Origin of the sequence: Melioribacter sulfuriphilus (genome assembly GCF_051488685.1) — a bacterium.
Lineage (GTDB): Bacteria > Bacteroidota > Ignavibacteria > Ignavibacteriales > Melioribacteraceae > Melioribacter.
The window spans coordinates 35,805-50,990 of record NZ_JBPSEH010000002.1; the positions used below are offsets into that span (position 1 = coordinate 35,805).

The 15,186-nt window shown below is 38.1% G+C and carries 9 protein-coding genes; all 9 read left to right on the plus strand.

The window, feature by feature from the left end; genetic code table 11:
• Position 1: 1 nt before the first annotated feature.
• The 9 genes from can to ACSSV9_RS03410 all read left to right on the plus strand — a co-directional run bounded on the left by can (position 2) and on the right by ACSSV9_RS03410 (position 15,153).
• Complete coding sequence (gene can, locus ACSSV9_RS03370; RefSeq protein ID WP_437345816.1) at positions 2-631, plus strand: carbonate dehydratase; 630 nt, start codon at positions 2-4, stop codon at positions 629-631.
• Entirely contained in the window at positions 628-2,445 is a 1,818-nt protein-coding gene (locus tag ACSSV9_RS03375; protein ID WP_437345817.1) for a peptidase U32 family protein, read from the plus strand. Before can ends, ACSSV9_RS03375 begins: the two co-directional genes overlap by 4 nt.
• A gap of 12 nt (positions 2,446-2,457) precedes the next feature.
• A complete protein-coding gene (locus ACSSV9_RS03380) occupies positions 2,458-3,675 on the plus strand; it encodes a glycoside hydrolase family 27 protein (RefSeq protein WP_437345818.1) in 1,218 nt (405 codons plus the stop codon).
• 240 nt (positions 3,676-3,915) lie between these two features.
• The gene (locus tag ACSSV9_RS03385; protein ID WP_437345819.1) at positions 3,916-6,903 is read left to right on the plus strand and encodes a TonB-dependent receptor; all 2,988 of its coding nucleotides are present in this window, start codon (positions 3,916-3,918) and stop codon (positions 6,901-6,903) included.
• A 49-nt stretch (positions 6,904-6,952) separates the two neighbouring features.
• Positions 6,953-10,024: a T9SS type A sorting domain-containing protein gene (locus tag ACSSV9_RS03390; protein WP_437345820.1), complete on the plus strand. Its 3,072-nt coding sequence runs from the start codon at positions 6,953-6,955 to the stop codon at positions 10,022-10,024.
• Between the two features lie 83 nt (positions 10,025-10,107).
• On the plus strand, positions 10,108-11,136 hold the full coding sequence (locus ACSSV9_RS03395; RefSeq protein WP_437345821.1) for a LacI family DNA-binding transcriptional regulator: 1,029 nt from the start codon (positions 10,108-10,110) through the stop codon (positions 11,134-11,136).
• A gap of 27 nt (positions 11,137-11,163) precedes the next feature.
• Positions 11,164-12,549 carry a glycoside hydrolase family 28 protein gene (locus ACSSV9_RS03400; protein ID WP_437345822.1) on the plus strand — a complete coding sequence of 462 codons (1,386 nt, stop codon included), beginning with the start codon at positions 11,164-11,166 and terminating at the stop codon, positions 12,547-12,549.
• 139 nt (positions 12,550-12,688) lie between these two features.
• Entirely contained in the window at positions 12,689-13,924 is a 1,236-nt protein-coding gene (locus ACSSV9_RS03405) for an ABC transporter permease (protein WP_437345823.1), read from the plus strand.
• The gene (locus ACSSV9_RS03410; RefSeq protein ID WP_437345824.1) at positions 13,924-15,153 is read left to right on the plus strand and encodes an ABC transporter permease; all 1,230 of its coding nucleotides are present in this window, start codon (positions 13,924-13,926) and stop codon (positions 15,151-15,153) included. The genes ACSSV9_RS03405 and ACSSV9_RS03410 overlap by 1 nt, the downstream gene beginning before the upstream one ends.
• The last annotated feature ends 33 nt before the right edge of the window (positions 15,154-15,186 follow it).

The window sequence follows — 15,186 nt, forward strand, 5'->3', positions numbered from 1 at the left end:
TATGAACCCCGCATTAAAAAAATTGTTTGCTCAAAACAGAAAATGGTCACAGTCAATTAAAAATAAAGATCCGGAATTTTTTGAAAAATTATCGCATCAGCAGAATCCGAAATATTTGTGGATTGGATGTTCTGACAGTAGAGTGCCTGCTAATCAAATTATCGGGTTAATGCCCGGCGAGGTATTTGTACACCGTAACATTGCAAATATGGTAATTCATACAGATCTGAATTGCTTATCGGTTATTCAGTATGCAGTCGAAATTTTGAATGTGGAACATATAATTGTTTGTGGACACTATGGATGCGGGGGTGTTAAAGCTGCAATGGAGTCGAAAGAACATGGACTGATCGACAACTGGCTGAGACATATTAAAGACGTATATCGATTTAATCAAGATATGTTTAAGGAAGTAAAAAATCCTGAAGATCGGATTGATATGATGTGCCGCTTAAATGTTATTGAACAGGTCAGAAACTTATGCGGTACATCGATAATTCAAAAGAGGTGGAAAGAAAAGAAGAACCTCAGTGTACATGGTGTTATCTATTCATTAAAAGATGGGCTTCTGCAAGATCTAAATGTATCGATATCAAGCATGTCAGAAGCAAAAAGAAAAAAAATAATATGAAAAAGAAGATTGAGTTACTGGCTCCTGCAGGTAATTTGGAAATAGGCATTGCGGCAGTCGATTGTGGTGCAGATGCAGTTTATATTGGTGCCCCTAAATTTGGTGCTCGTAAAACAGCTGGTAATTCGATTGATGATATTAAACGCTTGACAGATTATGCCCATCCTTACGGGGTGAATGTTTATGCGACTGTTAACACTCTCATTTATGACGAAGAAATCGATGAAGTAAGAAAATTATTATTTGCTTTGTTTGATGCAGGAATCGACGGAATCATTTTTCAGGATTTTGCTCTCCTCGAACTTGAACTTCCTCCTGTAAAACTAATTGCTTCTACGCAAACTGATAATTATTCTCTTAATAGAATTCGTTTTATCGATAGCATAGGAGTGGACCGAATAATTCTTGCAAGAGAATTGTCGTTAGAACAAATTAAAAAAATTCGCCAGGTCACAAATGCAGAACTCGAATTTTTCGTACATGGCTCTCTTTGTGTAAGTTTTAGTGGTCGATGCTATATAAGTAAAGCGCTTTTCGATCGAAGTGGAAACAGAGGCGAGTGCGCTCAATTCTGCCGTATGGCATTTGACCTTCTTGATGAAAATGAAAAACCGATAATAAAAGATAAATACCTCCTTTCGTTAAAAGATCTGAACTTAACAGAATATCTAAAAGAGTTAATCGAAGTAGGGATTACTTCTTTTAAAATTGAAGGCAGACTTAAAGACGTCAATTATGTTAAAAACGTGACGTCTTTTTATCGTAAGCAGCTCGATGAATTGATAAACGGCGCCACTGAAATTGCAAGAGCTTCAGTCGGTAAATCTAAAATTAATTTTGTACCTGAGCTGGAAAAATCTTTTAATCGTGGTTTTACCAGTCTTTTTATTAATGGAAAAAATGCACCTTTAGCCTCGATTAACTCACCAAAATCGATAGGCGAATTTATTGGAAAAGTTAAAAAATCAGGAAAAGGATTTGTTAAACTTGATACCGATATTGAGATTTCTACGGGAGATGGGCTCTGCTTTTTTGATAGCAACGGAAATCTTCGTGGTTTTTATGTAAATAAAATGGCAAACGATTCGATTTATTATGACGGTGATTTTGTGATTCACGAGAATACAAAAGTTTTTAGAAATTACAACAGAGGATTAGAAAAACAACTTGATAGAAAAACAGAACGTAAAATCGATATCTCTTTGTATGTTTCCTTCGATAAAAATACAATATCAATTAAAGCCGTATGCGAGGACGGCATTTTTGTAAGAAAGGAATATCAAATTAATTCCGTTCCACCACAAAAAGAAACTGAATTCATCGATTTGCTGAAAAAACAATTTTCAAAAACAGGAAATACAATTTATAACGTAAAACAGGTGCAAATCGATCAAAATGAAATATCGTTTCTTACAGTTTCGCAAATTAACGGCTTTAGAAGGGATCTACTTGAAGAACTGACAGAAATTAGAAAGGAATATCACAAGAAAAATCGAACTTCTTACTTCAAACCCCGCTATACAAATTATTTTAAAAAAGAAATTGATTACAGTGAGAATGTTATTAATAAACTTGCCGAGAATTTTTATCGTAAGTGCGGAGTAGAAAAGATCGAGTGGGGATTGGATTATACTAAAGAATTTAGCAGAAAACCATTAATGGTTTCCAGGTATTGCATTCTGGACGAAATCGGTTTATGTAAAAAAACTGGGAAAAATGTTTCAGAGCGTTATTACTTAAGAAACAGAAACGGGAAATTCGAATTGAAGTTCGATTGCAAAAATTGCATGATGGAACTCTATATAAAAGAATAAGAGGAGAACTTTATGAAAAACCAAAAAGCAATCTTAAGCCTGTTTATTATAATCTTGTTTTTGGGAAACAGCAATTTGTTCTCTCAAAAATATGAAGGACTTGCGCTTACTCCTCCGATGGGCTGGAATAGCTGGAACAGGTTTGCATGTGATATTGATGAAAACCTTATTAGAGAGGTTGCAGATGCAATGGTTGAGTCGGGAATGAAAGACGCCGGTTACGTTTATATTAATTTAGATGATTGCTGGCATGGCGAAAGGGATAGTCTCGGATTTATCCATCCCGATCCTGTAAGGTTTCCGTCGGGAATTAAAGCCCTTGCGGATTATATTCATTCGAAAGGTTTAAAGATTGGTATTTATTCATGTGCTGGTTTTAAAACATGCGGGGGAAGACCTGGAAGCAGGGGGTATGAATATCAGGATGCGCTCACTTATGCAAAATGGGGCATCGATTATTTAAAATATGACTGGTGCAATACTGAAGGTCTCTGTGCAGAAGGTGCTTATATGACCATGCGAGATGCAATTCGTGCAGCGGGGAGACCGATGGTGTTGAGCATTTGTGAATGGGGGAACAATCAGCCATGGGAATGGGGAAAAGATGTAGGTCATCTCTGGCGTACAACGGGTGATATCACCAATTGTTTTGATTGTGTTGTCGATCATGGCACCTGGAAATCGTGGGGAGTAATGTATATTCTCGATATGCAGAAAGGTTTGAGGCAATACGCCGGTCCTGACCACTGGAACGATCCGGATATGCTTGAAGTTGGTAATGGGATGAGCATCAACGAAGACAGGGCTCACTTTTCAATGTGGTGTATGCTTGCTGCACCTTTAATTGCAGGCAACGATATCAGGAATATGTCGGATGAAACTCTCGAAATACTTACTAACAAAGAGGCCATTGCAGTAGATCAGGATTCACTTGGAATTCAAGGATTTAAATATTCTTCTCTCGATAGTGTTGAAATTTGGTTTAAGCCGCTTGTTAACGATGAATGGGCTATGTGTATTTTGAACCGCCATAAAATAGATAAAGAAATTGTTTTCGATTGGCAGAACGAAAAAGTATTCGATGAATTGAATAAGCGGGAACTCGACACGAAAAATAAATCTTATCGCTTGAAAGATTTATGGAAACATGAATTCATAGGTACGACAAAACAACCCTTGAAGGTAGTCGTACCATCTCACGATGTACTAATGCTCAGACTGGTAAAATAATAAGAATGACTGTCCCGAACTAAATTAAGAACAATAAAATAACAGGATTTAGTTTGGGGCAGTCATACACGAAATAGTGTGAGCGCTACACAACTTATTATTGCTCACTTCAAAATTATAATAAATTAAAATCAAACAAGCGTCAATTTTTTTCTTGACAATGAAATTTTTTTTGGGGAATTTAAGTTAGCAATTAAGTAAACATTAACTTAACAGTCATAATATTTAATTGAGGTACCCATGAAATTTTTAAGTCGCACAATAACTCTACTTTTTATCATAGGTAATTTATATGCACAGGGAAATTTGAAGGGTGTTGTTACGGATTCAGCAACAGCTGAGCCGTTGATAGGTGCAAATGTATTTCTGATGGGAACTTCACTCGGAAGTGCCACTAATATTGAGGGAGAATATCATATCTCCAGAATACCGGCAGGTACTTACGATGTTAAAATTTCATATGTTGGTTACAAACCAAAAGTTCTTAGGGTGACAATTCAAAATAATCGAACACTTGTTCTCGACGTTCCGTTAGTTGCTGATGTGATTGAAGGAACCGAAATAACAATTACCGCACAGGCTGTTGGACAGGTGGCGGCGATCAACCAGCAAATTTCATCCAATACAATCATTAATGTAGTTTCAGAAGAAAAGATACAGGAATTGCCCGATGCTAATGCGGCGGAATCAATTGGCAGATTACCTGGTGTTTCTTTAATTCGTTCAGGTGGCGAGGCTAACAAGGTTATATTACGAGGTCTTTCAGGCAAATATTTAAACGTTACAGTCGACGGTGTAAGGCTTCCTTCTACCGACGCTCTTGAACGCGGTCTTGATTTAAGTACTATTTCACAAAGTTCTCTTGCTGGAATTGAACTCTATAAAGCTTTAACGCCTGATAAAGATGCCGACGCCATTGCCGGGAGTATTAATCTGGTAACTAAAAAAGCTCCAGAAATAAGAGACTTAAGGTTTGTTTCGAAAGGTGGCTATAATGGGATAATGGATTCCTTCGGACAGTATGATTTCAGCCTTAAATATGGTGAGCGCTTTTTCGGAAATTTACTTGGTCTTCAGGTTAACGGAAATATCGAAAGAAAGATTCGAAGCAACGAGAGTATCGATATCAGCTATACGACAACAGGAGAAAATCAATCCGATTATTTCATAAGTGATCTCGATTTAGAATTTACAGATGAAATTAGACTTAGAAAAGGTGCCGGGTTGATAATTGATGTTAATACACCTGATGAAGGTAATATTAAACTCAACACTACTTTTAGTTCAACCACGAGAGATTATTTAATTCATTCAAGAAATTATCCTGTAACTGCTGCCTCGGTTTCGTATATCTTTAGAGACAGAGAACAAACAATCGATCTCTTCAGCAGCGCGTTAACCGGCGAAAATAATTTATTCGGAATGAATACCAATTGGGGCTTGTCATATGCACGGTCGAAAGCCTACTATCCCTATGATTATGAAATTCGTTTCGTTGAACCTTCCAGCGCTGGATCCTCCGGTATGATGAGCGCTCCAATAATTAAATCAAATCCCGAAGTGCTTACAAACTATGCTTACAATAATTTCAGAGCGGCAACTCTCAGCGAGGCCTATTATTATACTCAAGATAATGCAGAAAAAGAAATTACTGCATTCTTGGATATGACGAGAGATTATACTGTAACTAAAGCTATAACTGGGACATTTAAAGCCGGCGCAAAGTATCGTTCAAAAAATAGAACGAATGTAAATTCTAAAACCTACTCGCCTTATTACTTAGGATACTGGCGTGCATACGAAAAGCTGGAGGACGGTTCCATTGTCCCGAAAAACTTTACAGGTACTTATTTCGAAGATTTTTATCAAAGCTATTTAGCAAACCCAAATATTGGAACAGTTTCGTTTAACGATTTTCTGGATCCAGCTCCTAATTCGAAAATTATTCTGGACGATTTTAATATGAATCCCTTGATTAATAGGGATAAATTGAGACAATGGTATGCACTCAACAAGAATGGAATCAATCAAGCAGGCACAAATCCTGAATATCATAATGATCCATCCTCCGAAGCAAATACTTACGATATTACAGAAACTGTTTCGTCTGGCTATGCTATGAATACTCTTAAAATTGGCAGAACGGTTACGTTTATTGTAGGGGCAAGAATCGAGCAAGAAAGTCATGACTACACAAACAAATATTCTCCGCGTCAGATAGGCGGGTTCCCGATTCCAGTAGGTTCTACAAGAGATACAAATTCTACTTACAAAGAGACAATTCTCCTTCCGCATTTACATTTAAATATAGCGGTAACCGATTTTATTAATGTTAGGCTTGCTGCATACCGTGCTCTTGCCCGTCCCGATTTTAATATGAGATTATTATCGTTTTTTGCTTGGAGAGAAGCTGAAACAGGCGGAGACAGAATTTTGATTCTTGGCAATCCATTGCTTAAGACTGCCAAGGCATGGAACTTCGAAATAAATACTTCATTCTACGGCAACCGTATTGGTCTCTTTTCAGTATCTGCTTTCTATAAGCAAATCGAAGATATGTATCATATGTTAAATGGTATCTCAACAGTAGGTGATACTTTAATTCATGCTCTCGGTCTGAAATGGAGTTCTCCCCACAAAGGAAATTACAATTTATATGTCCCTTATAATTCTCCTGATAATTCAAAAGTATGGGGCTTTGAAGTCGAACATCAAATTAACTTTACCTGGTTGCCTGGGTTACTGAAAAATGTTGTATTAGGTTATAACTTCTCGATGGTAAAATCCGAAACATCTCTTATTGGTTCAGAACGAGATACTACTTATGTAACTGATCCAATTCTTGGAATTCCGCTGCCGAAATATGAGGTAATAGTTACTTCATACAAACAGCGTCTTGAAAGTCAACCCGAATTTTTTGGAAACATTTCCATCGGATATGATATTGGTGGATTCTCGGGGCGTTTGTCTCTTTTCCATCAATCCGAATACTATCGAACATATTCACCCAGTGGACGTTCCGACAGAATTGTAGGTGCATTTACTCGCTTAGACCTTGTATTAAAACAAAAAATTACAGACAACATAACCGTGCTCTGTAATATTAATAACCTGACTAATATTAAAGAAGAAAACTTACTCGAAAACAGAGAAGACGGTTATAAAATACCTCGTTCTGCAGAACGATACGGTATTACAGTTGAAGCAGGCATATGGCTGGAATTATAGTTTTAACTGAGTTAAACTCAGTATTTACTTAATAATAAAAGGAGGCAACATGATTACCAAGAAGTACTTAAGTCTGTTTCTGCTTCTGGTATTTTTTACAAGCTATACTTACTCACAAAACGTATTAAAGTTAAGGCCGTTTGATGGGACGCCGGAATCGTATTTAATGGCGCAGATACGGGCGGATACAACGGCAAATGGTGGCATACCGGAAGGTAGAGTATATGAATTAGAGGGGGGTAAGATTTATCTGAATACGGAGTCATTTTATGTAGAGAAGGAATACACGTTCCGCATGCGTTCTTCGAACAATCAGAAAGCAATAATATACCAGTATCCAACAGGTACAGGGGACAATCCACAAGATCCACCTGGATACTTACTACGCACGAGAGGAGGAGATATAATATTAGAGGGGATAGCCATAACAGGATACTATGAACCGGGTGATGATCCGGCAAACGGAGTTTTTGATCAATTATACACAGTAGGAGGAACATTTTTAAGGACAGACGGTGAAGGAGCTTCAATAATATTGAAGGATTGTATTTTCTCAAATGTATCGGGTCAGGTAATACGGACAGAAGCTTCGACGAAGAAGATAGAAGTAGAGGATTGTATATTTGCAAATTTAGGAGCGTTGTCGACATCAAATTTTGGAGCAGGTAAAGGGATAGACTTACGAGCATCTACGTGTGATTCCTTGATATTGATAAACAACACGTTTGTGAATTATATAGATCGTCCTATTCGTCATTATAATTTTAGTAATCCATTGGCGGGTACAGGGAATATAGGATATGGATTGTTTGACCATAACACGTTTGTCAATGGAATGGGTTTTCATGGATTATTATCGTTGGGTAATGTAGGTGAAGAGATAGTGATAACGAATAACCTGTTTGTAGATGCATTTGCAGCAGGGGAGGATTCGACGGATCAGACGAGGACGGCAGAATGGGCAAATACGGGAGAGCAATATGCCAATGGAAATAATCGGATGGCGTGGATATTTGCAGCTCCGAATGATACGACACGTTGGGTAGTAGATCATAACTATTATGCAGTGAGTGCAGCCGGGCAGTCATTTTTCGACAAGTATCCGGAGATAGGGGTAGGCGAGCCATTGTCGAATTATATAAAATCGGCATTGGGTGCGCAGGCAGCAGATGCATTTAAGATGATAGAGGATCCGGGCTTGAAAAATAAACCGAATTTAATGTTAGGCATGATGGAATATTATGTAACGGTAGCCAATAAGACAAAGGATACGCCGAATGATTATTGGGATCCTGCTACACAGGATATGGACAGACGTCCGATTGGTTATTATGTAAATGAATTTGATGCATCATATTCGACAAGTTCGCCGGCATACACTGGAGCAGCAAAAGGTTTTCCAGCTGGTGATCTCAACTGGTTCCCTGAATTGAAAGTTAAATGGCTTGCAGGTGAAAACTTAGCGGAAAACGTATTAAGGTTGAGGCCGTTTGATGGGACGCCGGAATCGTATTTAATGGCGCAGATACGGGCGGATACAACGGCAAATGGTGGCATACCAGAAGGTAGAGTATATGAATTAGAGGGGGGTAAGATTTATCTGAATACGGAGTCATTTTATGTAGAGAAGGGATACACATTCCGCATGCGTTCGTCGAACAATCAGAAAGCAATAATATACCAGTATCCAACAGGTACAGGGGACAATCCACAGGATCCACCTGGATACTTACTACGCACGAGAGGAGGAGATATAATATTAGAGGGGATAGCCATAACAGGATACTATGAACCGGGTGATGATCCGGCAAACGGAGTTTTTGATCAATTATACACAGTAGGAGGAACATTTTTAAGGACAGACGGTGAAGGGGCTTCAATAATATTGAAGGATTGTATTTTCTCAAATGTATCGGGTCAGGTAATACGGACAGAAGCTTCGACGAAGAAGATAGAAGTAGAGGATTGTATATTTGCAAATTTAGGAGCGTTGTCGACATCAAATTTTGGAGCAGGTAAAGGGATAGACTTACGAGCATCTACGTGTGATTCCTTGATATTGATAAACAACACGTTTGTGAATTATATAGATCGTCCTATTCGTCATTATAATTTTAGTAATCCATTGGCGGGTACAGGGAATATAGGATATGGATTGTTTGACCATAACACGTTTGTCAATGGAATGGGTTTTCATGGATTATTATCGTTGGGTAATGTAGGTGAAGAGATAGTGATAACGAATAACCTGTTTGTAGATGCATTTGCAGCAGGGGAGGATTCGACGGATCAGACGAGGACGGCAGAATGGGCAAATACGGGAGAGCAATATGCCAATGGAAATAATCGGATGGCGTGGATATTTGCAGCTCCGAATGATACGACACGTTGGGTAGTAGATCATAACTATTATGCAGTGAGTGCAGCCGGGCAGTCATTTTTCGACAAGTATCCGGAGATAGGGGTAGGCGAGCCATTGTCGAATTATATAAAATCGGCATTGGGTGCGCAGGCAGCAGATGCATTTAAGATGATAGAGGATCCGGGCTTGAAAAATAAACCGAATTTAATGTTAGGCATGATGGAATATTATGTAACGGTAGCCAATAAGACAAAGGATACGCCGAATGATTACTGGGATCCTGCTACACAGGATATGGACAGACGTCCGATTGGTTATTATGTAAATGAATTTGATGCATCATATTCTACAAGTTCGCCGGCATATACCGGAGCAGCAAAAGGTTTTCCAGCTGGTGATCTCAACTGGTTCCCTGAATTGAAAAAGTTATGGCTGGAAGGCGGTACAGTTGGTGTAGATGACGAACCAGTAATCAAAAACGAATTCGTACTCGAGCAAAACTATCCGAATCCGTTTAATCCTACTACCAGCATTCGTTATCAACTACCAAAAGCATCAAATGTTACAATTACTGTTTACAATTCGCTCGGCCAGGAAGTAGCTAAATTGGTCAACAACGAATTGCAATCGGCTGGCGTCCATACAATTACGTGGAACGCTAAAGACAATTATGGTAAATCGGTAGCTTCAGGCATCTATTTCTATCAATTGAAATCGAGCGATCTTGTTCTTACAAAGAAAATGATTCTATTGAAGTAACTTAGTTTTAATGGGACTGCAAAAATGCAGTCCCATTTTTATATTTATTTTGTTATTTTTCTGTATAAAATTGGTCTAAAAAATTGAAAAACAAAGCAGTTACACTCAGTGACATTGCCAAGAAGCTTAATGTTTCTACGGTAACAGTTTCAAAAGCTCTCAGAAACCACCCCGACATTTCACCAGAGACAACAAATCTGGTTAAGCAAACAGCTGAGCAACTTGGTTATATTCCAAATATAATGGCACGAAATCTCTCGGCTCGCAAATCGAATACGATTGGCCTTGTAGTTCCTAAAATCGCTCACTTTTTCTTCGGTTCGATAATCGAACACGTTTATCAAATAGCATTCTCTAAAAACTACGATATTATCTTAACTGTATCACAGGAGAATGCCGAAATAGAAAAGCGACAAATACAAACACTTTTATCGATGAAGGTAGACGGTATAATCGTTTCGATAACGCAGGAGACGAAAAACTATGAGATATTCGAGCTTGTAAAGAGTAGGAACGTGCCAATAGTATTTATTGACCGCATCCCTGAAATGGAAAATATTCATTCAGTTGTGGTTAACGACAGAGGCGGAGCTTTTAAGGCAATTGAACATGCTATTAAACTAGGATATCGTAGAATTGGACACTTTGCAGGTTATACGGATATAAATATCGGAAGAGAACGTTTATTGGGATTTCAAGAGGCGATGAATAAATATGGTGTAAAGATAAATCCGGATTGGGTAATTGAAGGTGGTTTTGGGGAAGAATACGGTTATAAATCGTTTATGGAATTGTATCTCAAAAATGACCTGCCAAAATTGATTTTTACGGTTACATATCCAGTAGCTCTTGGTGTATATATGGCGGCAAATGAAGTGGGATATAAAATTCCGGATGATGTCGATGTAATCTGTTTTGGGAATGCCAGAATTCAGAAATTTCTTTCGCCGCCGCTGAGCTGTGTTGATCAACCGACAAAATTAATTGCAGAGAATGCAATGAATTTAATTTTCGATCTAATCGACAAAAAAACTGATGAAACTTCAAAGAACATAACAATTGAATCTGAGCTTATTCTGAGAGGCACTTGCATCAGTTGCAACGAAAAGTAATTTCGCCTAAAATTTAGAGAAATTCTTATGACTACTATTAAATTTTACGTCGGAATTATTGTATTTTTTTTACCACTTTTTATCCATCCGCAGACCTTAAATGATCCCTGGAAAAAAGCAGATGAAATACTTCAAAATATTCACGAACCCCTAATTCCGCCGAAAGTCTTCAATATAACCGATTTTGCTGACAGTACGTCATTGCATGAAAATATAAAACCAGCACTCGACAGAGCAATTAATGAATGCAGCCTATCTGGAGGCGGCAAAATTTTCATTCCTGCTGGGGTTTATAAGTGTAAAGGACCAATTCATTTTAAGAGCAACGTAAATCTTCATCTCGATAAAAATTCAGTGATTTTATTCAGTACCAATCCGAAAGATTATTTGCCTGTAGTTTTTACACGATGGGAAGGTGTTGAATGCTACAATTATTCGCCATTAATATATGGATATGAAGTAGAGAATGTAGCCATTACAGGCGAAGGGATATTCGATGGTATGGCTTCGGAGGAGAATTGGTGGCAATGGAAACTGGGAAAGAATCCCAAAGATGAACAAAAGCAAAACAACAGCAGACTCCAGCTTCTAGAAATGAACAACAATAATGTTCCGGTTGAAAAACGGATTTTTGGAGAAGGGCATTATCTCAGACCTAATTTTGTACAGTTTTATAAATCGAAGAATATTCTGATTGAAGAGGTTACATTCAAAGATTCTCCAATGTGGTTTTTGCATCCTGTTCTTTCAGAAAATATCATAATACGTAATGTCAAAACCATCGGTCACGGACCGAATAATGATGGATGCGATCCAGAATCGTGCAAGAATGTGTTGATTGAAGGATGCTATTTCGACAATGGCGACGACTGTATAGCCATAAAATCGGGGCGGAATAATGACGGACGTAGAATTAATGCTCCAAGTGAAAATTTAATTATCCGAAATTGTGTTATGAAGGACGGACACGGAGGAGTAGTAATAGGAAGTGAAATCTCAGGTGGTTGCCGTTATGTATTTGCTGAAGATTGTAAGATGGACAGTCCAAATCTCGACAGAATGCTTAGAATAAAGTCCAATACAATTCGAGGAGGGGTGGTTGAACATATCTATGTAAGAAATATCGAAGTGGGTGAAGTCAGTAATGCGATAGTGCGATTGAATATGTTTTATGACCCGAAAGAAATTGGTCCTCGTAATTTCCCGCCGAAATTTAGAAATATTCGGGTGGAAAAAGTAACGAGTCAAAAGAGTGAATTTGCCCTGGAATTTTTGGGACTTGAAGAATCTCCGATTGAAAATGTAGAAATAATCGATTGTGATTTTAACGGTGTTCGGAAGGGAAATTCAATTTCATTTACACGGAATCTTATTTTGAAAAATGTAAAAATAAATGGGAAGGAAATTAATTAGGGACTTTATCGAGGGCATAACTTAGAAGTCGAGATTCATTAATGCGAAACGAATAATCTTCTCTTCATGAGGGTCCAATATTTTTATTTTTTTATTAAAGTTAAACTTTTATATTAAGGTTTAATAAATCAATCAGCTTATGAAAAAATTCTTTATAGAGTTTAAAGAAATTCTATTGATTTCTTTGAGGGCAATACGGGCAAATAAAATGCGTTCCGTATTGACCACCCTTGGTATTATCATTGGGATTGTAGCAGTAACTACAATGTCAACTGCTATTGTGGGATTGCGAGAAGCTTTTATGAGTTCAATCTCGTCATTTGGAAGCGACGTTTTGTATGTCGATAAATTCCCCTGGTTTGCAATGAACGATTGGCGCCTCTATAGAAACCGCAAAGACATAACATACGAACAATACGAAAAACTAAGAATGATACTTAAGAATTACGAAGCAATGGCGCCCACTAAGAGGACATTTGGTGCTTCGGTTAAAAGGAAGAATCGAACTGTTGAATCCGCAATGATTATTGGTACAACGCAGGAATATGCCCGCACCAGTCAAATTGTGCTCGAAGAAGGCAGATTCATGAATGAGTGGGAAGCCAAAGCAGGACGACGTGTATGTATAATTGGAAAAGATATTCAGAACGAATTATTCCCCGACCTTAATCCGATTGGAGAAGAAATTCGCATCAATAATATTCCTTTTAAAGTTATTGGAATTATTGAAAAACAGGGGAGTGGCTTTTTAGGAGCATTTAGTCTGGATGGACAGGTCATAATTCCATTCAAAGCTTTTGAATCAGCAGTCGGAGAGGCTCGTAACCGAATGAGAATTGATATCAAAATTGGCAGCGTTGAACGACTTGAAGATGCCAAAGAGGAAATTATATCAGCTATGCGCATTATTAGAAAAGTGCCCCCCGGTAAACCAGATGACTTTGCCATCAATCAACAGGAAGCCTTTAAGCAAATGTATGACCAGACGGTAGGTGTAGTAGCCATTGCCGGTATTGTTATAACTGCTCTTTCTTTATTTGTTGGAGCCATTGGAATAATGAATATTATGTTTGTCTCAGTTACAGAAAGGACAAAGGAAATTGGGATACGCAAAGCAATTGGTGCAAAAACCTGGTCGATACTATTGCAATTTTTAACTGAAGCAGCAGTAATCTGCATGCTCGGAGGAATTATTGGTATTATCATTTCGTACCCTCTAAGTCTGGTAATTAATCAGTTTTTGCCGACTTCTCTTCCGTTGCATATTGTGTTTATCTCGCTTTTGATTTCTGCTCTGGTTGGTATTATTTCAGGGTTTGTACCCGCATGGAAAGCTTCTCGTTTGAATCCAGTCGATTCGTTGAGGTATGAATAATGCTGATACTCGAAAGCATTAAACTGGCATATCAATCAATAATAGGAAGCAAACTCAGATCGTTTCTGACTCTACTGGGAATTGCCATTGGCTTATTTTCGATTATTATTGTTATGACAGCAATCAGTGCAATCCAGCAAAATATTATCGATGCATTCAATGAAATAGGAGCAAATAACTTTTTCATTCAGAAATATCCTGCATTTCAGGCAGGAGGACCTCACGCAAGAAGACAATTCAGAAACAGGAAAGATTTAACTCCCGCTGAAGGGGAAAAATTGAGAGAAATGACACAATTACCAGCTGCTGTCGGTATTGTCCTTAATGCCACGGGAAAGGTTGTCCGTTTTCATAATGAAAAAACTAATCCTTCTGTATATGTTGCTGGTACTAATGTCGATTATTTTGTAGCACTCGACCTTGAACTGGAAGATGGCAGAATGTATACTAATGCCGATGTCGAATTAAGTCGCCCGGTAGCTGTACTGGGACATGATGTTGTCGAAAAATTATTCAAGAACATCAACCCGGTTGGTCAAACAATAAGAGTAGACAAATATGAATTTGAAGTAATTGGTACATTTGCAAAGCGCGGTACAGTGCTTGGGCAGTCCCAGGATAATTTTGTTTGCATTCCCTTGCCGGTTTTTCAAAAATATTTTGGACGCGAAAGATCGGCGTCGTTTTTAATAATGGCACCGAGTAAAGAACTTATTCAGGAAACTATGGACGAGGTTATCGGTGCTCTCAGACTAATACGCGGAGTTGCTGCAGGAGAGGATAACGATTTTGAGATTGTTACTAACGACCAGTTGACCGAACAATTTAACGAACTGACAAAATATTTCAGGTTAGGTGCAGCGGTAATTGCATTTATTGCTCTGATAGCAGCTGGAATTGGCATTATGAATATTATGCTGGTAAGTGTTACCGAAAGGACAAAAGAAATTGGCATACGAAAAGCCGTCGGCGCTAAGAAAAAGAATATTCTCACTCAGTTCGTCATCGAAGCAGTTGCTTTGAGTTGGTTCGGCGGCATGATTGGAATTCTACTGGGATTAATCGGAGGTAATATCGTTGCCATCTATCTAAATGTTTCTCTTATACTTCCAATTGACTGGATTATTATCGGTTTTATTATTACCACCATTGTAGGAATTATCTTCGGAGTTTATCCTGCAATGAAAGCAGCAAATCTCGATCCGATAGAAGCTCTTCGTTACGAATGATGCTGAGGTGATATCGATTGTCTTTACCTTATT